The sequence below is a fragment of the Rickettsia endosymbiont of Halotydeus destructor genome (genome assembly GCF_049278075.1).
GTDB lineage: Bacteria > Pseudomonadota > Alphaproteobacteria > Rickettsiales > Rickettsiaceae > Rickettsia.
Genome location: NZ_JAPNPB010000002.1, coordinates 237,493 through 260,662 on the forward strand (window position 1 = coordinate 237,493; position 23,170 = coordinate 260,662).

The following is a 23,170-nucleotide window of genomic DNA, read 5'->3' on the forward strand; positions in this document are numbered from 1 at the left end:
AGCAAAGCGAAGCAATCCAACTAATTTCATAAGATTGCCACGTCGCCTAACGGTTTCTCACAATGACAAACGAAATATTTTAGATTGCCGCGCTCCTTTTAGTCACTCGCAATGACGAGGTTGTATATTAAAAATTTTAACTTAAATATTCAAAATGACTAATAAAAATTTTATTTTAAAAGTAGCTTTTAGATATTTCAGAGCCAAGAAAAATGAAAAATTTGTTTCTATTATTTCTGCTTTTTCACTGCTCGGGGTGACTATCGGCGTTGCTGCTTTGATAATAGTCATGTCTGTTATGAATGGCTTTCATACCGAACTTACCAAGAATATCATCGGCTTAAACGGCGATATAATAGTTGCGCCTAAATCCCACATTATCGAAGATTATCAAGAAATAAAAACTATATTACTTAAGCAAAGTTATATAAAACACGTAACTTTCGTAGCACACGGACAAGCTTTGGCTCTAGGAAAACGCAATAATAGCGGCGCACTCATTAAAGGCATGGATATAGAAGACTTAAAGGTGAAAAACGAGATTTTAAAAAATGTCAATTTTGGTAGCTTTGAGAATTTTCATGGCAAAAATGTTATAGCTTTGGGAAGCGAACTAGCAAGCAATTTAGGAGTTAATGCCGGTGATAAGCTTAAATTAATTTCACCGAACGCAATTTCAACGGCTTTCGGTAGTATGCCAAGATCTAAAGAATTTAAAGTTATCGCTACTTTTACTAGTGGTATGTATGATTATGACAGCGCAACTATCTTGATGCCTCTAGAAGCTGCACAAAATTTTTTATCGCTCGATAATAATATTAACCTTATTGAAATAAATACCTCATATCCCGATCAAGCTTTAGCATATTCATACAAAGTACAACAGTTACTAGGTAACGACGTAAGGGTAACTAGTTGGCAAATATTACACTCACAATTTTTAAGTGCGCTAGCGGTTGAGCGAATAGCAATGTTTACTATTCTTTCCTTAATTATTACGGTTGCCGCATTTAATATTATTTCAAGCCTGTTTATGCTAGTCAAAGACAAAACTTCAGATATTGCGATACTCCGAACTATTGGCGCAAGCACTAAGCAAATAATGATAATCTTTATTTGTAACGGGATGTTTATTGGTCTGCTCGGCACTATACTCGGCGTAATACTCGGCACTGGTTTTTCCTATAATATTCAAGCTATTAAAACCTGTTTAGAAAAAATAACTGGTACCAAACTTTTTGAAGCCGCAATTTATTTCTTATATACTTTGCCATCAGAGGTAAGAATAGAAGATATAGTATTAATTTCTTCCTTATCAATAATATTATGTTTCTTAGCTACTCTCTACCCTTCTTATAAAGCTTCAAAATTAAATCCTGTGGATGCCTTAAGATATGAGTAAAAATGTTTTAATTTTAAAGGATATCTCAAAACAATATAAGCAGGGAAACACTCTTATCAGAGTGCTAGACGATCTTAATTTAACTATCAATGAAGGTGAGTTAATTGCGGTAATCGGCTCTTCCGGCAGCGGTAAATCGACTTTGCTACATATTGCAGGGCTGCTTGACAATCCAACAAACGGGCAGGTTATTATACAAGCTGCCGAGCAAAAAAAACCTCACCTAATCCGCCTGCATCATTTAGGTTTTATTTATCAGCAACACCATTTACTTAAAGATTTTACCGCTCTTGAAAATATTATTTTACCTCGGCTAATTGCGGGTGATAATGAAGAAACAGCAAAAAAAGAAGCAGAGAAGATATTACAAAGCCTTGGTTTAATTAAAAAACTACATAATATGCCGGGCGAATTATCCGGCGGCGAGCAGCAACGTGTGGCTATCGCTCGTAGCTTAATTAACAAACCTAAAATCCTTCTAGCGGATGAACCGACCGGTAACCTCGATCCTAAAACCACTAATGAAGTGTTTAACTTACTTGTTAAAGTGGCAAAAGAACAGAATACTGCTATTATTATGGTCACACATAATCATGAAATAGCCTATAAGATGGATAAAATATATGAACTAAAGCACGGAGCATTAAAAATTAAAGCGCATCCACGTGGGTAGCTGAAGTAGTTTAGTTACGTGGATACTTCAGCCGTCATTGCGAGCGACTGAAAGGAGCATGGCAATCTAGAAATAATAAATTTCATAGCATTTTTAGCTATTTTTTTCTTAGATTGCCACGTCGGGACTACGTCCCTCCTCGCAATGACGATTGAGGGTATCCACCCAACAATACCCTCTCCCAATAACAATATCTACTTGCTTTAGTTTCAAAAAATTATCATACTTAAATTTTTTAATGGTGATTACGGATAATTAATGACTAAGCAAAAGGAAAATATTTCTACAATATTTACTCTTTCTTTAGGCGGTGCGGATATAATGCTGCAAAAAATAAATACCTTAAGATATGAACAAGACGTATCCGTTGTCTCTCTTAAAGCAAATGCAAGTAATGACCTACCGGATAAAGATCGTATTATGGGAGCATTAGTTTCTGTAAATAATAATGCTCAACCTCGGATATTTAATATTCAATTTTCTTCAAATGACCGTCTTCCCATAATCGGGTTAAAAGATTTGAAAAATTCTCAAATTCTTGGTGCAAAAACTTCTTTTACATTTAATAATTATAAAACCCTGTCTCCAAACACCGAGCTAGAAAATATCTGGAAGAAGCTTTTACCAAACGTAAATCATGTATTTTTTGCCAATGCACAAGATCAAGGTTTAGCGGTTTCTGACGGATTTATAGCGAAAGAAAAAACTTCTAACCTTCAAACTATATTAAATGCAAATACGCTAGTATCAAAAATTTTACAGCAACCCATTAATATGGAGAAAGATATGAATCCTACTTTACCGAGCGATAACGATCAATCACCTTCTAGCCATCCTAATATTAATACTCTTAATGGAAACCCGCCACCTATACCGGAAGAAATAAAGCAAGAAATAGTTGAAGAATATAGACCACAACCTGCCGGCTTTTTTAGAGAAGTTTTTAATTATTTTAAAGAAATAGTTGGAGCAATTAGAGAAAAAATATTTGGCAAGAAGCAAGAGGAAGCTAAGCCGATAATAAACCCACTCCCTCCTAAAACAGAAATAGTAAAAGAAAAACAAGAGCAATTATATCAAGAATCTAAAAAACCGGAAGCACAATTAATGCCTCCTTCTAACAAAACTGCTCAGGAAGAAACAGGTATTACAAAATTGCAAGCAGAATCCGCGCGAGTAGAACAGCAACTTGTAAATGATACAACACAAGAGAAAGCTAGTGAAGCGAACACTGCTTCCAAAGAATCATTAGCTCTTACCTCTTCAATAAATGATGTAGTTAAACCTAATTATTTATATACTGATGATAATATAAGGCAGATTTTAGAAAATTCTTTAGATGAACCCAATAAAGTAATTATCCAACAACTCTCGCTAGCATGGCCAGATGACTTAAAAGAATCGATGCTTTCAGAAATAGTAAAAACAATGAAGGAAGAAGGAAAAGACTACTCACTTATTCCTATTGAGACCGGAGGGGAACACTGGACCGGTATGGTAGCAACTTACAATAAAGAAAACGATGAGGTAACATTTACTTATAATGATCCTATGGGTAATCCTATAGATAATAGACCTGGATTATTAAATTTAATTAAAAAAGTGGAGCCGACAGCAATAATAATAGATTTAAAAACAAAACAACAAGAAAATGCCTATGACTGCGGGGTATTTGTATGCGATAACTTAACAAAATATGCTAAAGGTCAGGAAATTCTTTCTACCGAACAATCTAAAGGAGCAGGAGCTAACTTAAGAAAATCTCACGCAGAAATACTAACTAAAGAATTAACAAAACAACAAGCTAAAGAAATAGGACATAAAATGCAAAATTCAGATTCAAGTTTTATATCTCGTATTAATAGCAGCAGTAGCAAGGAACGAACTCGAGGGTAATAATTTATAATAATAAAAAAAACATTAGGTAAAATTTTTATTATGAATATAATTACACATAACAACTTTACATCCGTATCAAAAAAATGACTACATTATTAGTAATCATTATTGCTATAATGATGTGTATATCTGCACTTCTCGCCGCTATGGAAACTGCTATTACCGCATCCTCTCCAGGAAAAATCCATAAACTTAAAATAGAAGGCAATAAACGTGCCAAGCTAGCCTTAGATGTTCTTAAAAAAAAGGAAAAAGTTATTGGGGCTTTATTAATCGGCAATAGCTTAATTAACACTGTTTGTACTACTATTGCAACTTCATTATTCATTAGCTTTCTTGGATATAGCGGCACAATAGTCGCATCGGCAGTTATGGCTTTTATAATAATCGTTTTCGGGGAAGTGGTACCAAAAGCAATAGCAGTGGTTAAAGCTGAACAACTAACACTAGTTATGGCTTCGACTATTATAATTTTTTTAAAAATCCTAAGGCCTATTAATGCTGCTCTTGATTATATTACAAAAATATTTTGTTTTATATTTCGTATTAACTTAAAATCTCAAATATCTGGTACGGAAGAAGTTAGAGGAGTGATTGAGCATTACCATCAAGAAGGAAATGTTTATAAGTCCGATCGTAATATGTTAGGAGGGATTTTAAATATCCGAAATATGACGGTATCAGAAATTATGACTCATCGAAGTAATATTATTGCTATCAATATAGATTTACCTACCGAAATAATAATAAAAAATGCTTTAGCTTTAAGTTCAAATACTCGCGTACCTTTATGGCAAGATAATAGAGACAATATAATTGGTATTCTTCACTTAAAAGATTTACTACGTGCTTTATATGAAAATAATAATGATGCAAAAAAAATTAATATTAAAGAGTTAGCAACTTCTGCTTGGTTTATTCCGGAAAATGCCTTGGTCGTTCACCAATTACAGGCTTTCAGAGAACGTAACAATCATTTTGCTTGCGTTGTCGATGAATATGGTGATTTGCAGGGTATTATTACGCTTGAAGATATCTTAGAAGAGATTGTCGGAGATATTACCGATGAACATGATCGTCATAATAATGAAATTATTAAACAATCCGATTCTGAATTTATAATTAACGGCACCACTACTATTAGAGATATTAATAGGGAACTAGATTGGAATTTACCGGATAATGACGCAAATACTATTGCTGGTTTAATTATTCATAAAATTGCACGTATCCCAAGTCAAGACGAAGTAATAGAAATATTCAATTTACGTATCGTTATTAACAAAAAAATAGCCAATAAGATTGAAAGCGTAAAAATCACCGTTTTACCGGCAAGCGAAGGAACAATTAACGGTGAGTGATATCGGTAATTTTTTCCAAATACTTGCTATGCTTGCAAGCGGTGGAGCAATTGTTTTGTTGTTTGTATCTTTTCTGTCATTCCCGCGAAAGCGGGAATCCAGAAAAAACGTTTCTAGTCACCCTGAATTTATTTCAGGATCTACTAACAATGAGATGCTGAAACAAGTTCAGCATGACAAAGTAAGCTTGGATTTCTGCCTTCGCGGGAATGACATCAAAATGCTTCTCTTCTTCTACCTTAGCGTTATCGCTACTTTATTATCATTTATCTTTTTAATTTATAGTTTTGTTACATCCGACTTCTCTTTACAAACGGTCTTTTTAAATTCCAGTACCATAAAACCGTTGTTATTTAAAATTGCCGGCAGCTGGTCAAGCCATGAAGGTTCAATTTTACTATGGTTATGTTTATTACAAATTATCGGTTGTTGTTATGTATCCTTAATTCACGATAAACAAAGCAAGCAGCTAGCTATTGTCATTTTATCGCTAATACAATTACTATTCGGTAGTTTTATTTACTTTACTTCTAACCCATTTAATGCTTTTTCGTTTGCCCCCAAACAAGGGCTAGGATTAAACCCGATGCTACAAGACATTGCCCTTAGCATCCACCCCCCTATATTATATTTAGGATATGTTAGCTATGTAGTGCCTTTCACTTGGGCATGTATAACTTTATTGAGTTCTCGTCTTTATGGGAATGACAAGAACAACGGAAGCGACAGAAAGGCGGAGAATGACATAAAGTTACTAAGAACTTTTGCCAATATCGGTATTTTATTTACGACTATCGGCATTGCACTTGGATCATGGTGGGCCTATAGAGAGCTTGGTTGGGGAGGATTCTGGTTTTTTGATCCGGTAGAAAATATCTCATTATTTCCGTGGTTATCGGCTATTGCTCTTCATCATACAATTTTAGTGACGATAAAAACAGCTCGGATGCAAAGCTGGACAATAATTTTATCGATTATTACTTTTTTATTAGTAGTATTTAGTACTTTCTTAGTCCGTTCCGGCTTTATTACGTCTATTCATTCTTTTGCCGCATCACCGGAGCGAGGAGCTTATTTACTGACAATATTTATAATGATTGCGCTTGGCTCGCTTGGACTAATGTCATACCGTGGTCAAGCCACGGTATCCAGTCTTTTTATCAAGGATTTTCTGGATACCGTAGCCAAGCCACGGTATGACATCAAAGAAAAAGGTATAATTCTCGGCAATATCTGTTTTCTAACAAGCTTAGTCATATTAATAAGCGCTACTCTTTATCCGGTAATTTACTCTTTATTTGATGATAAGCCGGTCATTATTAATGAAGAGTTTTTTGTTAATAATTTTATTATTTTCGTTATTCCGATTCTTTTTATTGCTGGTCTCTTTACTACTAACAGCTCTAGACAAAAACATATTATAATTTTATTACTTTCTTTGGTAATATGTTACCCTATTTCCTTTAAAGTAAAATATGGTCTTATTTCAGCAACAATTATAGTAGCCTCTGTTTTTTTGATGCTACATAACATTAATTTTTTACTTAATAGAACTGCATATTTTAAAAAAGCTTTAAAAGTAACTAGTGCTGCAGTATTTTTAGGACATTTCGGTTTTGCCCTAATTGCCTTTAGTATTACTATTAATTCACTATTACAAAGCGAAGTCGATTTCACCGGCTTAGTCGGCGAGAGCAAGATACTTGGAGAATTTAAAGTAACCTTACAAAATATTAAATTTTCGCAGGGAGAAAATTATTATCGACAAATTGCCGAATTTTGGCTTGAGGATGGAGCCGGAGAAATTACTATATTAAAACCGGAAAATAGGTTTTACATAATTGAGAAAACCCTATCACAGGAAAGTGATATTTATTCTTATTTGACTTATGACCTTTACGCTGTTTTAAGTAATATAGATAATGATATAATTCATGCTAAAATATATTATAGACCCATGATAAGCTTTATCTGGCTGGGGGTTATTATCACTTCTAGCGGGTTTTTAATTGGGTTAATTAATAGGAGGAAGAAATCCAATTCTTGAAAGCTAAGTAAATAATTAAAAAATATAATGCAATATGTAATACTTTGTGGTACAGTAAAATTAATATTATTATTTAGAGATAAAAATGACAAAAAGTAATATAACCAGCATTCGTTTAGAGCCAAGTTTGAGTAAAAAACTTGAAAAGGCAGCTCATGATTTGCATCGTGGTAAGAACTGGTTAATTAGTGAAGCAATACGTATATATCTTAAGCAACTAGAACATCCAAATCTAGCAGAAGAAGCTAAACAACAATCTTTGTTAGCTAGTAAGCAAGAAGATTTGGATGCTAATTTATGGGAAATAAATACTGACCAAGAAGGGTGGAATTCTTAATGGAAAGAGGAGATATTATAACTTGCGCACTAAGTGAAGATTACGGTAAACCAAGACCCGCTGTTGTTGTTCAAGCTGATCTATTTAATCCGACTCATGCTAGTATAACGCTTTGTCCTATAACAACGCATTTAGTAGATGCACCGTTATTTCGCCTTTCATTAGCTTCTACACAATTAACCGGTCTTTGCTCGCTATCACAAATTATGGTCGATAAAATCGTTACCATTAAATCTGAAAAGATTGATAAAAAAATTGGTAAACTTTCATTTAGTGAATTAGTTCAATTGGATAATGCACTTAAATTATGGCTAGGTTTAAATTAGACTTTTTGGATAACTTGCTTCTAAGGGTAATTTGTACGTCAAGCCGGTACTCGCATCCTCACGTACACTAGAGTACGCTGCGGTGCTGCGTTCCGTGTTTCCTTCAAATTCCTCCTTATTAGCTACGTTATGCAAGAAGTCTATTAAAAAAACTGCTGAAAAAATGTAAATACCTAATCAATGCAAAATATAGACTTAATCACAGAATCAGAAGCAAGTAAGCTGCTAAAAGAGTTAGCAGCTAAAATAGAAAAATATAATCATGCTTATTATATGGAAGATGCACCTTTAGTGTCTGATGCTGAGTATGATCAATTATTTAATCTAAATCTGACCTTAGAACAAAAATTTCCTCATTTAGTTTTAGAAAACAGCCCGAGTAAAAAGATAGGCAGTAGCGTTCAAAGTAAGTTTGCTAAAGTTCAGCATAGTATGCCAATGTTATCGCTTGGCAATGCTTTTGACGAAGATGATGTTAAAGTCTTTATCACTAGAATAAAGAATTTTCTACGGTTAGATGAGTTTACACCTATTTTTTGCGAACCTAAAATAGACGGATTATCTTTTGCCGCTAGTTATGAAAACGGGGTACTTATAACAGGCGCAACGAGAGGCGACGGCTATATCGGCGAAGATATAACAGCTAATATTAAAACTATCAAAAATTTTCCTCATAAAATCGTCAATGCACCTGCAAAATTGGAAGTACGAGGAGAAATTTATATTGATAAAGCAGATTTTGCTATATTAAATGAGCAGCAAGAATTGCTAGATAAAGATAGATTTGCCAACCCACGTAATGCAGCTGCCGGCTCACTGCGTCAGCTTGATGCGGCTATCACTAAATCTAGACCGCTAAAATATTTTGTTTATGCGATAGGCGAAACTAGTGAAAGATTCGCGAATACACAAAATGAGTTATTGGCAAAGCTTAAGGAATTTGGCTTTAACGTTAATGAACTCGGAAAATTAGCTAATACAGAAGATGAAATATTTGCTTTTTATGAATATTTAACAACTAATAGAGAGCAGTTACTTTATGAAGTAGATGGAGTAGTGTATAAATTAAATGATTTTTCTCTGCAGGCTCGTATGGGCTTCATTGCTCGAAGTCCTAGATTTGCTATTGCTCATAAATTCCCTGCCGTAATTGGGCAAACAAGATTATTATCTATTACCGTGCAAGTTGGCAGAACAGGAACTTTAACGCCAGTAGCCGAGCTTGAGCCTATATCAATTGGCGGAGTGATAGTTGCAAGAGCAACATTACATAATTACCAGGAAATAGCTCGAAAAGATATTAGGGTGGGCGACTATGTATTTTTGCAACGCGCGGGCGATGTGATACCGCAGGTTACAGCCGTTGACCTTACTAAACGTTCTGAAGATGCCGTAGAAATACAGCCACCGCAATTTTGTCCTTCCTGCAACTCTACTCTTCATTATGAAGCAGAGACAATAATAATCAGATGTGATAATTTAAATTGTCCGGCACAAAATTATGAACGGATTCGCCATTTTGTTTCAAAAAATGCTATGGATATCGACGGACTCGGTAAAAAGCAAGTAGAGTTTTTAATAGATAAAGGATTAATCAACAATCCATTTGATATTTTTTTCTTAAAAGATAGAAATGATGCTAGTTTAACAAAACTTGAAAATATGGATGGATGGGGCAAAAAATCTGTCTCGAATCTTTTTACTAGTATTGACAAATCAAAAAATGTTAGTCTTGCAAGATTTATATATGCTTTAGGTATCAGACATATCGGCGAACAAACTGCCAAGCTACTTGCTAAAGAATTCCAAACTTATAATAATTTTATAACGCAAATGACGTCACTTGCTGAAGGTGATCAAGCTATTTATCAAAAATTAAATGATTTAGAAGGTGTCGGTGATAAAATTTTAGTAGATATAATTGATTTTTTTGATGTTAAAGAAAATATTGACCTTATCCGTAAGCTTGGCGAGATATTAAATATCGAAGAGTATCAAGAGCAAATTAAACAAAGTAGTTTGAGCGGCAAAATATTAGTATTTACCGGCTCCCTCCCCACTCTTTCAAGAGCTGAAGCAAAAGCGCAAGCAGAGAAGTTAGGAGCAAAAGTTACGGCTAGCGTGTCGTCTTCTACCTACTTAGTTATTGCAGGCGCAGATGCTGGTAGTAAATTAAAAAAAGCTAAAGAGTTAAATATTAAAATTATCGATGAACAAGAATGGCTAGAACTTACTACAAAATCTAATAATTCCGGTTTTAGATAACTTGAATTAATCTAGGTTCTGTAAACAAAATTTAAGTTATTTATATTTTAAGATATTTTTTAGCGAAAATTAATAAAATTTTTGTAGGAATAGTTATTCATATTTCAAAAAAATCTTATAATTTGCAGCAAAAAAGAACTAAAATAGATTAATTTAAATTTTGTTCACAGAACCTAAATGGCTTTTTTGTATAAGTATGTTAAAATGAATTAGTAGCGAATTAATTGGTAGTAATATTGTTATTGAATAAATGATATCATTCGTGTAAAAACGAGGAGTTGCTACACAGCTCGAAAATTAATAAAGATTCCTTACGGCAAGCCACGACATGGCTGTGACCATTCAGACCGCCACAAATATATAAGGATTTAACTAGTCTATTAAATAAGTTTAGTATAAATATCTGTTTATATTAAATAGTTACCAAGTCGTCACTTAACCTAGAACAGCATCATTATAAAAACGCAAATATTATTATGAGTATTGATAAAGTTACTAAACTTTTTCGTCAGGAGGCAAAATTTATTGCCGGAGCGATGCGTCCCAGTCAGATCCCTAATTTTTCTTTACCGGAAATTGCCTTTGTTGGTAAATCAAATGTCGGTAAATCAAGTTTAATTAACACTTTATGCAATAATAAAAGCCTTGCTAAGGTTTCCAATACCCCCGGACGTACTCAACAAATTAATTTTTTCAATCTAGCGGAAAAGCTTATTATAGTTGACCTTCCCGGCTATGGTTTTGCAAACGTTCCTCTCTCTGTTAAAAATCAATGGGAAATATTAATTGCTCATTACCTTCAAAACAGCCTTAACCTTAAATTAGTGAATTTATTAATTGACTCAAGAAGAGGAATAAAAGAACACGACAAGAAAGTCGCTAGTTTATTGCTTTCTTACAATAGAGATTTTCAAATTATTTTTACTAAGTCGGATAAAGCAACTCATCCCAAAAAGCTTTTGACAGAAGCACAGAATTTTCTTGCAACTTTAAACTACTCATGTAATGTAATGTATGTAAGTAGCAGGAGTAAGGAAGGTGCAAGAGAAGTTAAGCTTAGTTTGGCAAAATGCATCAAACTGTAAGAAAAAGGAAATTGAAAATATTCCTTCTTTAAAAAATATTATTACAATTAAAGAGATAATAAGGAATAGCAATAAGATTAAAGATCAGATTATAGTATTAAAATTACCTGCGGTAATTATTAATGATGCCGGGTTATTCTCAGCTTTTATTGAATCTGTGCAATTACTTGAGATGTGCGGTGCTAAAATATCCATAGTACATGATCATTTCGATTTAGAAAATTCGCCGTTAAAGTCATTAATCGATGATAATCTTAATGATAAAATAAGCACAATAGCTCATAATAATCCTATTATCACGGAAATGATTTTATCCGGTTACGTTAATAAGCTTATTGTTTCAAAGCTTTGCAGTGCAGGATGTTATGCTATTGGTATTTCCGGTAAAGATGCTAATTTACTTCAAGCTAAAAAATCTAAATTATCACATAGAAGAGCGGCAAATCATGATGTTATAGATATCGGCTTTGTAAGTGAGCCGATAATAATAAACCCTGAAATATTGTTAAATTTTGAAGATAACAATATTATACCCGTTATCTCACCGATTGCCAATGATGATCAAGAAAACACACATTTATTAGATGCGGATATGACGAGTGCCGTAATTTCTTCTGCTTTAAGTGCAGATCATTTAATATTTCCACATGAGTTACCAAACTCGCTTGCATTAGATACAAAAATACAAGATATTAATATATTAAAGTCAATGTTAAACGATAATAATAATATTATAAAGAGGGAATTAATCGAAGCGGCAATTAATGCGATCGAAAATAATATAGGTTGTGTACATTTTGTGAATAGTACTACTCCAAATTCAGTACTGCTTACTATGTTTACGGAACATAAACAATAATTTCAAAGAATAGGTAATATATGGCGGGTAATTTATCATCTGATCCTTTATTTGTAGGGCTTACAAGACCGGCGATGATATTTGGGGTAAGCATAAAATTTGCGGCATTAAATATGATCACGTCTATGACATTATTTATTTGGAATAATGGAATTTCTGTTTTATTTATGGCAGGAATCTTGCACTTAATAGGTTATGTTATATGCTTTAAAGAACCGAGATTTATAGAACTCTATTTAAATAAATTATCAAGAACTAGCCAATGCCCTAATAAATTTTATTACGGAGCAAATTCGTATAGCGCTTGAGTGTAGTATTGTTGTGAGGGGTCAAGCCGCGGTATAAAAGAATTTTTACCTCTTTATTTAAACGTTCGCACAATATTGAGCAAGCTAAGGCATAACAAATTTTCAGGTTAATAGAATATAAAAATATTCAGGTTAAATAATGAAGTTATTTAAAACTAAAGCTGCCAAAGAATCAAAAGCTAAACAAGAAAAGTCAACTTCTCATTTTATTCCTTATAAATGCCATTGGGATAGTAATACTATCCTCACTAAAAATAATGAACTTTTGCAAGTCGTAAAAATAAATGGCTTTTCTTTTGAAACTGCTGACGATGAGGATTTAGATATTAAAAAGAATATCAGAAATGCTTTATTAAAAAATATGTCCTCCGGTAATATCGTAATGTATTTCCATATTATTAGAAGACGCAAAGCCGTGATATTTGATGATACTGAATTTACATACGATCCGACTGTAAAAATCCCGAATGATTTTATAACTTATTTAGGAGCTGAATGGCGAAAAAAACATGCCGGCGCTAGATCATTTTTTAATGAGCTATATGTTAGCATTTTATATAGGCCCGACACTGGCGGCGCTGCTATCGTTGAGTATTTTATTAAGAAATTACGACAAAAATCTAATAAAACTGCCTGGGAAAATGACATGAGGGAGATGAAGGATAACCTTCAAGAAATGTCTACTCGAATAGTGAATACTTTTAGAAGCTACGGAGCCAAATTGCTCGGCACACGCAAAACCGATAATGGTTCTTATTGTGAAATTTTGGAATTTCTTTCTTCTCTCGTAAATTGCGGCGATTCTCCGGGGCCGGTTGCTTTACCGAGAGGACCTATTGATCAACATATAGCTACCCATAGGTTATTTTTTGGCTCTAGATCAATTGAATCGAGAAGTCCGGTCGGTAAAAAATACGCCGGTATCTTAAGTGTTCTTGAATACGGCCCTTCTACATCGGCAGGAATTTTTGACGGTTTTTTGCAAATGCCTTTTGAATTTGTTATGACTCAAAGTTTTGTTTTTGCTAACAGAACGGTCGCAATAGGTAAAATGCAACTACAACAAAATCGTATGATTCAATCCGGCGATAAAGCAGTATCGCAAGTTGCCGAGATTTCCCAAGCACTCGATATGGCAACCAGCGGTGATATAGGATTCGGCGAACATCATTTATCACTTTTATGCTCAGCGAATAGTGCCAAAGCTTTAGAAGATATATTGTCAATGGCAGCAGTTGAACTTTCTAATTCCGGTATTCAGCCGATTAGAGAAAAAATTAATATGGAGCCTAGCTATTGGGGACAATTACCCGGAAATATGGAATATATAGTTCGTACGTCTACTATCAATACTTTAAACATGGCTAGCTTTGCATCGCAACATAATTACCCGTTAGGTAAGATCAAGGATAATCATTGGGGAGAATATGTTACAGTTTTTGATACTACTTCAGGAACACCTTTTTATTTCAATTTCCATGTAAGAGATGTCGGGCATACTTTAATTATTGGCCCCACCGGCGCAGGTAAAACAGTCTTAATGAACTTTTTATGCGCCGAAGCACAAAAATTTAAGCCTCGTATGTTCTTTTTTGATAAAGATCAAGGGGCAGAAATATTTATCCGTGCGTTAAATGGTGTTTATACGATGATTGACCCAGGAGTAAAATGTAATTTTAATCCTTTACAATTAGAAGATAATAGTGAGAATAGAACTTTTATCTTAGAATGGCTCAGGGTTTTAGTAACTTCTAGCGGTGAAAGTATAACTGCGCAAGATAATAAAGTGTTGTCTCAACTAGTAGATGGTAATTTTAGACTTGAGAAAAAAGACAGAAGATTAAGTAATGTCGTAGCATTCTTAGGAATCGATACGCCCGATAGTTTAGCAAGCCGTATTGCTATGTGGGTCGGTAAAGGCTCGCACGCAAAAATATTTGATAATGAAGTAGATAGTATTGATTTACAAAAAGCTAGAGTATTCGGTTTTGATATGACAGAGTTGCTAAAAGACCCGATTAGTTTATCACCGGTATTGCTATATATTTTTCACCGCATTAATATTTCTCTAGACGGACAAAGGACAATGCTTGTCCTAGATGAAGCTTGGGCATTGATTGATAATCCAGTATTTGCACCTAAAATTAAAGACTGGCTAAAGGTTTTACGAAAATTAAATACTTTTGTAATTTTTGCTACTCAAAGTGTGGAAGATGCGGCAAAAAGCAGGATTAGCGATACATTGATACAACAAACCGCTACACAAATCTTCTTGCCTAATCTTAAAGCAACTGATATTTATCGCAGTGCTTTTATGCTCAGTCAACGTGAATATACTTTAATCAAAACTACCGATCCAGCAACTCGCTATTTTTTGATCAAGCAAGGAGTTGATGCCGTAGTTGCTAAAGTTAGTTTAGACGGCATGACTAATATAATTAATGTTTTATCCGGTAGAGTTGAAACCGTCTTACTACTTGATAAAATTAGAGAACAATACGGTGACGATCCAGAAAGATGGTTACCTGTATTTTACCAGGAAGCCAAATCACTATAACTTAATTTATGCATAGATATTTTATTAATTTGAAAAATTATAATCATTCTGAACTTGTTTCAGGACATATTGTAAAAAGGCCCCGAAATAAATTCGGGAGGACGAGCAGCATTACCTCATGAAAATTTTTCTCCGCACTATAATTAAAATTTTAATATTAAGCTGTACATTAAATTTCAGTATCAATGCCCATGCCAAGGATACAATAGACACTATAACTGATACCCTGACAAGCTTGACCTGCGAAACTCAGGGAATTGGTGATTTATTACGCTCTGAGTTTTCTCATACCTGTATACCTGCACCGTTTTTTACTTTTGCGGTAATGAATCTAGTATCTCCCGTGCTTTACATGAACACACTTTTAAAGCTTAAGATAAATAATCATGAAATATTTGATAGCGCAGAAGGAAAAGCAGAAAATATTCCTCAGTTTCCAGGAGGGCAATGTACACGAAATAATAGAGCCGACTCTAAAGATCCTAGATTAACTTTTGGTTTGTGTAGTAACGTTTCGTTGGCTAAAGTAAGAGCACAGGCAATTGCTGACTCTGCTATTGCTATCGCCTCATCCATATTTACCGGTAAAGATCCATGGGATGATATTAAAGATTCATGGGAAAGCAAGGCAGCCTCTTATCATGAGATATATAAAGATAAAAAACCCGGTGACAGCGGCACGTTGATTGATTTCGGTTTCCCCGTAATATTCTGGAAAGTTGTTCAGGAAAATGATCGTATATGTTTATCGACCCCAGGATTCACTGGATATGTACCGGTAGGGTGTAAATATGTTAAGGAACCTTTCCCGGAATCTATGTATTCAAGCTTTATGGATATAAACGGAACCAACTCAGCTACTTCTAATCCTGCCGACCCATTGCAATTAGTCGAATGTAATTCGTCAGGCAGCGAAGGATGTTATCAGCGAGCATATAATGCTTCTAAAACTGCCGTTGTAATAACCTCCCCTTTAATAGAATGCATCAAGGAAATGACAGCAAGGTTACTTATTAGCAAAGACGTATGTAGCTTTGATGATGTGAATAAAGTAGTTAATTCGTCTTTAAGACAAAGTAGCTCGTTGTTTCAGTTTCAAGTAAATATGCATAAAATAGTTACCGCTCTTTTAACTCTATATGTTATTTTCTTTGGTTTTAAAATAATTCTCGCAGGAGAAGTACCTCCAAAAGCAGAATTTATAAATTTTATATTAAAAATGTTATTTGTTACTTATTTCTCAATAGGAATCAATATAACACCCGGCAGTACCTCCAACTATAATAGGTTAGACGGGATGATTCAGTTTGTTTTTCCTTTTTTACTTAATGGTATAAGTGGCCTAGCTAGTTGGGTTATTAATGCTTCTCCATCTGATTTATGTAAATTTAACTCCTCTAATATTCAATATGATAGTAAAATTGCTTACATAGCTTTATGGGATGCCTTAGATTGCCGAGTAGCACATTATTTAGGGCTTGATATGCTGTCCACTTTATATGTAGAAAATATGTATAAAGCTCATGACTTCAAAAATTTTGATTTTTTTAGCTTTAGTGCACCGCCATATATTTATTTATTAATTCCCGCTATAATCTCTGGACAAATGACACTGGTGTCAATTGCCCTTTCCTATCCGTTATTAGTAATTTCGGTTGCCGCATTTATGGTTAACTCTACCGTTATGTGTATGATCTCAATAGTAATACTTGGCATTTTAGCTCCTCTTTTCGTACCGATGTTTTTATTTACATATACGCGTAGTTATTTTGACCAATGGGTTAAACTCTTAATATCGTTTCTGTTACAACCTATGGTTGTAACAACTTTTATGATTACTATGTTCTCTGTTTATGACTTCGGTTTTTACGGTAAATGCAAATATAATAATACGAAAATATCTAATAGTATAGAAAATGTAATGCAAACCGGCAGCTTAACAGCTACACGAGATGTTATAATATTTTATATCAATAATAATTGGGAGGAATATGCTAACCAAGACGATGTGAAAAGCTGCAAGAATAGCTTGGGTTATATGTTAAACAATCCTCTTTCAACAATGTTTGACTTTGATAAAAAGATTGTGAGCGAAATAGTCAAGGAAAAACCGGGAGCTACTGATACCGATAAATATTTAGCTAAATTCGAATTTTTATCGGGTGTTGTTTTAGGCCCAGGGATGTTCTTCATATCGCCTAAGGTAATTTTTGAAAAAATCAAAGATATTGTTTTAGCGCTGATTACTGCCTGTTTCACTTTATATCTAATGTATAATTTTAGCAGTCAGCTGGCTGAATTTGCCGCTGATATGACGGAAGGGGTTTCTCTCCGGAATGTTGCTATAAAACCACAAGCAATTTTTAAAGCCGGTATGGCGGCAGTGGCTGCAGCAGGTCAAGCAACAAAAGGATTAGATCAAATAGCTAAAGGAGGAGGAGGAGTCGGAAGAGACGCCGCCGCTGGTAAAGGCGGTGCTGGTGGTAGCAGCGACTTAAATAGCGGTAGCGGCGGTGGAAGCGAAAATAGTAGCAGTGACTTAAGCATCGGTAGCGGAGGTACAGGCGGTACAACTCCAACCTCTGGAGGCAGTAACAGTAATAGGGGTTCTACTCCTGGCGCCACGAGAGCATTTTCTCCTACTCAAGAAACATCTGGCAATAATAACAGCGACGTCCCTGCTAGTATAAGGGCATCTATATCAGAGCCTGCAAGTTTAAAATCACCTGATATCACAATTTCGCAACCTAGCTCAGATAGTAAAAAAGAAGAGGATAAGCTACCCGAATCTCCAAAAGCGAGCGAGCGAATAAAGAGAACCGAGGAAGCCGATAAGTTTGAAGATTTATCAGGACAACTTAATATCGAACGTAGAACGGAGAGTATCACAGACGATAAACAAGATAATATTTCTACTGAAAAAAAATCTTATGGCTTAGCTCAAGAGAAAAGCACAATTGAACAAGAAAGCCATGAAAAGAAAATGGGAGAAACAGGCTACATAGCACAGGAAAAACGCAATGCCGAAATTCGTGATAATCAAGCTAGGACGGAAAAAGCACAGGATGAATTATTAAAAAGCGGAGGTGGCAGAGCCGGTCCAAATAGTAAAAAAATAGATAGCGGTTCTAATGAAAATTCATAAAATTGCAAAAATTTTCATCATGGTTTATTTAATGTTTATTAATTTAAACAGCTTTGGGGGTTTTGGTGATTCCTGTTCTTCTTTACCTACTACTCCCGATGGATATTTAGAAGAAAATACTGCATACGGTTATTTAATCCGTAGCATTGATATGAAAACTCCTGAGGATAATTGTGATCTCTCTGATCCTACGTTAAAACTTTGTATAAAAAATAAAGAAGGGAGTAACCCTCCTTGTACAATGTATATTTTAAAAGAAAATGATTTTAAAAAACTTAGCGAATTAAGTGTTGATAATAATCCAGAATTAGGAGCGAATCCGTTATTAAAAGATATTGGTTTAACGGTTAAAAGATGGGGGAGCAATGATTTATGTTTACTTATGCCTACATCAAGAGGTCCGATGCCTGTAGCATGTAAGACTTTAAGTAGCCCTGCTCCTGTTCCACCACCCCCAGACCCTAATTGTAGTAATATAGGAGCAAGTTGTTACTTAAAGGTAAGCCGAAGTCAATCGTTATTTAATTTTTCTGGTCTTGCCGTTGATTGTTTAAAAGAAAGTCTTGATAAAGTATTTTTTAGACAAAATAGCTGCTCTTCAAGTGAACAAAATGCCGGCTTAACTAATCTTACTTCATTTCCTATATTTCAAGGATATTTAAAAAACGCTATCGGTGCTGCATTAATTCTTTATACCATGTTTTTCGGTTTCAACATGATTTTAAATAAAGATTACGCAAATCCCGATAAGATAGCAATTTTTGTTATAAAATTTTTATTCGTAGTTTATTTTGCTGTAGGTCTTGGTCCGATAACCTCGCAAGGAGGCAAATTATCTCAAGAAAACGGTATGCTCACACACGGATTACCGTTACTAACGGAATTCGCTCCGGAATTTGCTCAAATAGTTTTTAATGCCGGGGGGACACGAGGATTATGTACGTTTGATACCTCAAAATATCCTGCTGGTTATAAATTTTATGCTTTATGGGATTCTATTGATTGTCGGATAGGTTATTATTTTGGGGTGAATTTACTTTATAATCGTGATACAAAAGGAATTTTAAAGCCATTCTCTACCAGCACTCCTCCCACTAACACTAGCCCTGTACCGGATATCGGCACACCTGATTCAAATAGCCCAAATTCTTTAAGTAGCGTAGGATCATTAAACTTTTTTACCGTTATATTTGGCTTCTTTATGGCAGGAAATATTATAATAGTTGTCTGTGGCTTAGTATTTTTTATAATATTTCTCTCTATAGTCTTATATTTTATAACGCATTATTTAGTATGCATGGTTACCATATATGTTATGACATATATCTCGCCTATATTTATTCCGATGATTTTATTTACTAGAACAAAAGCTTATTTTGATGCATGGTTAAAAGTTTGTTTATCTTGTGCTATACAGCCGGCAGTAATAGCAGGATTTATAGCATTGTTACTCACCATGTATGACTCGGCAATATATAAAAACTGTGAATTTTTAAGGCATGATTATGCAGCTGGTAATGTTAAATTTAGTACTTTTGAATTAAGACTGCCTAATACTGAGGCTGCTCAATGCGAAAGCAGCCTAGGATATAAACTAATACAATATTATAGTGGTCAAGGGTGGGAAGAACGTCTTTTAATACTTTTTCCTGTAAAATCAATTGCTAAGGATATGCTCGTGCTGCCCGAGCTTGTATGCGTATTGGTTTTTTCTATTATTTTTTATTATTTCTCAAAATCTATCGGACGGTTTGCTTCTGATTTAACTAGTGGGCCTAATATGGATTCGGTCACTGCAAGTCCGACTAAAATTGTTAACTTGGCAATACAAGCAGCAGTTTTTGTTAAAGATGCGATTCAGATGGCAAACGGTAAGCCGCCAGCAATGTCAGCACCCGGAGGCGGAGCAGGACGCAGCGGTGGCCCACAAGGAGGAGACTCTGGAGGCGGAAGTGGTGGCAGCGGTGGCCTTGCTGATTCTGTAGCAAGTGGAGGAGGTAAGTAGAATAACATGCAAGGTTTATTAAAAATTTTAGGAGTAGTCGCAATAATAGCACTATTAGTTTGTTTTGTCCTGGCAGCTCTTGGGATGATAGGAGCCGTCAGCGTGGGCAACGGGTGTTTTATGAGGTATGATGAAAACGGCAAAGGCGGAACCGATGCTGTTAGTAGCACCTCTACGCTTAACGCTAATGCTAACTATGCTGTTACTTCTATGCTATCTAATGGTACAATGCAGCTTACTCCTGACCCTGCCCGTTACGGAGAATGGTTAAATACTAATATATCTGTTCAAGATCAACAGGTATTACAATTACAAATAACTGGTCAGCTCAGTTTATGTCGAGCTTACATCCCAAAAGATAATTTACAAAAAACAGGTGCTAATTCTAATTTGGACGATACTGGTAAACAAATACCTATTCCACGGATTACCGAGGTTGATAGGCTGCCTATATCTTTAATATTAGATGCAAAAAGTGACGAATGGCGCAATATTGCTGAATTATATAATAATGACCGAATTTTAGTTTCTATATCGCCCGGTTCTTCCAATAATTTAACAGATAAATTTACCGGTAAAACGGTTATAGATAACAACGCTTGTGCTGAAGGATACAATACTTACTCTCCAATCTGCGGCAGATATTCGGTTTATTCAGGCGAGTATGTTAGTGGTTGTAAGTTGGATGATTATCAAGGAAATTACCGTACAAAATGTACTTGCAAAATTTTTCTTCACTGTGGTCCAGGATGTATATTTGAATCTTGGAGTTCTGATTGCTGCGATGCAGCAGTATGCGATCCATTATCATTTTGGGCAAATGCGGAGCTACGTACTGCTCCGGAAGCTTATAAAGACGATGGGAGTTTCACATTTCTGTGGTCTGATGATACCGGGAAATTATTTACTGACTATTCAGCTCTTCAATGCTCGAATAATGCTAATATTCCGCCTAGCGGTTGTCCCGATAGCGTTACCGATCGCGCCCCTAAAAATAAAGTCTATATAGGTGGAACCGATGAGGAATGTTCTGGTAAGAACGGGGAAATATGCAATAAAGGAGCTTTTCAAAATGAAAGATATTTCTGGTATACCGCTAACGGTAACGGCGGTAAAGGTCCGACAGGATTAATATGGCAAATGAATACCTCTGGTACTGTCGACAAAAATATTGGTACCGCTCAATTTGCTAATTTTGTTTCTCCTTCAGATAAACCGGCTGAATATGGTAACAATTATAAAGTTATATATAATATACCTTTTAATACTAACGTTCCGACAAGCTATTTACAATATCGTCTTTGGAGTCCTTCGGGAAAAGATGCTAACAAAAATACCGGAGGATATGTTTTAAATATAAAACAAACCAAATGTTATAGAGAAAATGGCAATAGTTTCTCTGATGTTTTTAGCGATCGCGGAAAAGTGCAGTATATAACAGTACCGGCTGGCCAAAGTCCAAATTCTAGCGGTAAATCTTATTCGGTTACAGGAATCAATGTTGATAGCGATGGTAAGGCAAAAATTACTGCGAGCGGTGATGGTTACGTATGGATGAAAATTTTAAATGACCAGAAAGATTACTCGGATAGTGAAGGCAGTTATACGATAAAATTCATGACTTCACAGCAAGTAGGCAGTTTCACTATTCAAGTAATGACACCTTTACTTGAATTATTTAAAACTAGGGTCCAAAACGCTGCTGAAGAAATTTTCCGGAATATGGTTTGTTATGGAGGTGATACTTCTTCATGTACCAACTTTTTTAACTATATTAAAGCAATATTAATCCTTTACATAATGCTTTTCGGCTCAATGTATTTACTTGGATTTGTAAAAATCAATCAACAAGAATTAGTAATTAGACTAATAAAAATTGCTATTGTTAGCGGATTGATGAATGAGAGTACCTTTGGATTTTTCAATAATTATCTCTTTAATGCGATTACCGGTTTTTCCGATGAAATCATTTCTAATATGAGCGGCTATAGCCTATTTACATCTACTAATAAAATTTCTAATCCGTTTATGTTTTTAGATGCAGTAATGAGCAAGATATTTTTTAGTCAAACATTTTTTGCTCAATTACTCTCTCTGCTTTCTTTAGGACTTAGCGGAATAATTTACTTTATTATTGTTTTTATCGCTTTAGTAATTGTAATTATTACGGCTTTAAGAGCCGTTGCGGTTTATATTATGGCTTTTATGGCAACTTGTATATTAATCGGTATAGCTCCTTTATTCCTTACTTTCATGTTATTTGATTTTACCAGATATTTATTTGATAATTGGGTAAGGTTTACATTTAGATATATGCTTGAACCGGTAATTATGATGGCAGGTATTATTGTACTGACTCAATTATTCACGATTTATTTAGATTTTGTTCTAGGATATAGCGTTTGCTGGAAATGCGCTATACCTATAAAAATTCCCTTTATAGGTACTATTCTTCCTGTAGCCTTACTCGATGTACCTATTTTCTGCATTAATTGGTTTGCTCCGTGGGGAATGGATTATCGTTCCGGTATGATGGGGGTTAATATGCAACATATGATTGCATTAGTCATTATTGCTTACGGTATGTACGGTTATGTAGAATTAGCGGGCGAGATGACAGCAAAATTAACAAGTGCCGCCGGGCCTTCAGCAACAAGTATGGGCGCCGCAATGTCAAATGCTGGCGAAAGCGGAGCATTAAAACAAGTGGGAATGGATAAACAATCACGTGATAAAATTGGCCAAGCAGCTAAGAAAAGGTTAGAAACTCGCAATAGCACTTTAGATAAGGCACAAAAGAATCGTAAGGCCGGACCGGAAAATAAAAAACCAGAAAGTAACGGTGGAGAAAAGAAGGATAAGTGATAATGTTACGCTGGGGTAACATTGTTGTGTGGCTTT

Annotated in this window: 15 protein-coding genes and 1 pseudogene; 15 read left to right on the forward strand and 1 reads right to left on the reverse strand. The window is 34.8% G+C overall.

Translation table 11 applies throughout. From position 1 onward, the window contains the following. Window positions 1-154 precede the first annotated feature (154 nt). The 7 genes from OTR29_RS03470 (at window position 155) to OTR29_RS03500 (ending at window position 8,045) form a co-directional block, all read left to right on the forward strand. Window positions 155-1,402: a lipoprotein-releasing ABC transporter permease subunit gene (locus tag OTR29_RS03470; protein WP_422229271.1), complete on the forward strand. Its 1,248-nt coding sequence runs from the start codon at window positions 155-157 to the stop codon at window positions 1,400-1,402. Then, on the forward strand, window positions 1,395-2,075 hold the full coding sequence (locus tag OTR29_RS03475; RefSeq protein ID WP_422229272.1) for an ABC transporter ATP-binding protein: 681 nt from the start codon (window positions 1,395-1,397) through the stop codon (window positions 2,073-2,075). The genes OTR29_RS03470 and OTR29_RS03475 overlap by 8 nt, the downstream gene beginning before the upstream one ends. A gap of 258 nt (window positions 2,076-2,333) precedes the next feature. After that, window positions 2,334-3,971 (forward strand): Ulp1 family isopeptidase, encoded by a 1,638-nt coding sequence (locus OTR29_RS03480; RefSeq protein ID WP_422229273.1) that lies wholly within the window; start codon window positions 2,334-2,336, stop codon window positions 3,969-3,971. 86 nt (window positions 3,972-4,057) lie between these two features. Next, complete coding sequence (locus tag OTR29_RS03485; protein WP_422229274.1) at window positions 4,058-5,335, forward strand: HlyC/CorC family transporter; 1,278 nt, start codon at window positions 4,058-4,060, stop codon at window positions 5,333-5,335. A 220-nt stretch (window positions 5,336-5,555) separates the two neighbouring features. Continuing rightward, window positions 5,556-7,382 carry a heme lyase CcmF/NrfE family subunit gene (locus OTR29_RS03490; RefSeq protein ID WP_422229303.1) on the forward strand — a complete coding sequence of 609 codons (1,827 nt, stop codon included), beginning with the start codon at window positions 5,556-5,558 and terminating at the stop codon, window positions 7,380-7,382. 85 nt (window positions 7,383-7,467) lie between these two features. Beyond that, entirely contained in the window at window positions 7,468-7,719 is a 252-nt protein-coding gene (locus OTR29_RS03495; RefSeq protein WP_422229275.1) for a CopG family ribbon-helix-helix protein, read from the forward strand. Next, on the forward strand, window positions 7,719-8,045 hold the full coding sequence (locus OTR29_RS03500; protein ID WP_422229276.1) for a type II toxin-antitoxin system PemK/MazF family toxin: 327 nt from the start codon (window positions 7,719-7,721) through the stop codon (window positions 8,043-8,045). Before OTR29_RS03495 ends, OTR29_RS03500 begins: the two co-directional genes overlap by 1 nt. Here the strand turns inward: OTR29_RS03500 and OTR29_RS03505 are convergent. Beyond that, window positions 8,046-8,210: pseudogene (locus tag OTR29_RS03505) on the reverse strand (palindromic element RPE1 domain-containing protein); the annotation flags it as partial. A 15-nt stretch (window positions 8,211-8,225) separates the two neighbouring features. On the opposite strand from OTR29_RS03505, the gene ligA reads away from it, so the two are divergent. The 8 genes from ligA to OTR29_RS03545 all read left to right on the forward strand — a co-directional run bounded on the left by ligA (window position 8,226) and on the right by OTR29_RS03545 (window position 23,134). Continuing rightward, window positions 8,226-10,310, forward strand: coding sequence for an NAD-dependent DNA ligase LigA (gene ligA / locus OTR29_RS03510; RefSeq protein ID WP_422229277.1), 2,085 nt, complete (start codon window positions 8,226-8,228; stop codon window positions 10,308-10,310). Between the two features lie 476 nt (window positions 10,311-10,786). Continuing rightward, window positions 10,787-11,395, forward strand: a complete 609-nt coding sequence (gene yihA / locus OTR29_RS03515; RefSeq protein WP_422229278.1) for a ribosome biogenesis GTP-binding protein YihA/YsxC — start codon at window positions 10,787-10,789, stop codon at window positions 11,393-11,395. Continuing rightward, window positions 11,349-12,254, forward strand: coding sequence for an amino acid kinase family protein (locus OTR29_RS03520; protein WP_422229279.1), 906 nt, complete (start codon window positions 11,349-11,351; stop codon window positions 12,252-12,254). The genes yihA and OTR29_RS03520 overlap by 47 nt, the downstream gene beginning before the upstream one ends. 20 nt (window positions 12,255-12,274) lie before the next feature. Then, window positions 12,275-12,562 carry a VirB3 family type IV secretion system protein gene (locus OTR29_RS03525; RefSeq protein ID WP_422229280.1) on the forward strand — a complete coding sequence of 96 codons (288 nt, stop codon included), beginning with the start codon at window positions 12,275-12,277 and terminating at the stop codon, window positions 12,560-12,562. Window positions 12,563-12,701: 139 nt separating this feature from the next. Then, the gene (locus OTR29_RS03530) at window positions 12,702-15,119 is read left to right on the forward strand and encodes a VirB4 family type IV secretion/conjugal transfer ATPase (RefSeq protein WP_422229281.1); all 2,418 of its coding nucleotides are present in this window, start codon (window positions 12,702-12,704) and stop codon (window positions 15,117-15,119) included. 118 nt (window positions 15,120-15,237) lie between these two features. After that, complete coding sequence (locus OTR29_RS03535; RefSeq protein ID WP_422229282.1) at window positions 15,238-18,264, forward strand: TrbL/VirB6 family protein; 3,027 nt, start codon at window positions 15,238-15,240, stop codon at window positions 18,262-18,264. Continuing rightward, window positions 18,251-20,269: a TrbL/VirB6 family protein gene (locus OTR29_RS03540; RefSeq protein ID WP_422229283.1), complete on the forward strand. Its 2,019-nt coding sequence runs from the start codon at window positions 18,251-18,253 to the stop codon at window positions 20,267-20,269. The genes OTR29_RS03535 and OTR29_RS03540 overlap by 14 nt, the downstream gene beginning before the upstream one ends. A gap of 6 nt (window positions 20,270-20,275) precedes the next feature. Continuing rightward, complete coding sequence (locus tag OTR29_RS03545) at window positions 20,276-23,134, forward strand: TrbL/VirB6 family protein (RefSeq protein WP_422229284.1); 2,859 nt, start codon at window positions 20,276-20,278, stop codon at window positions 23,132-23,134. The last annotated feature ends 36 nt before the right edge of the window (window positions 23,135-23,170 follow it).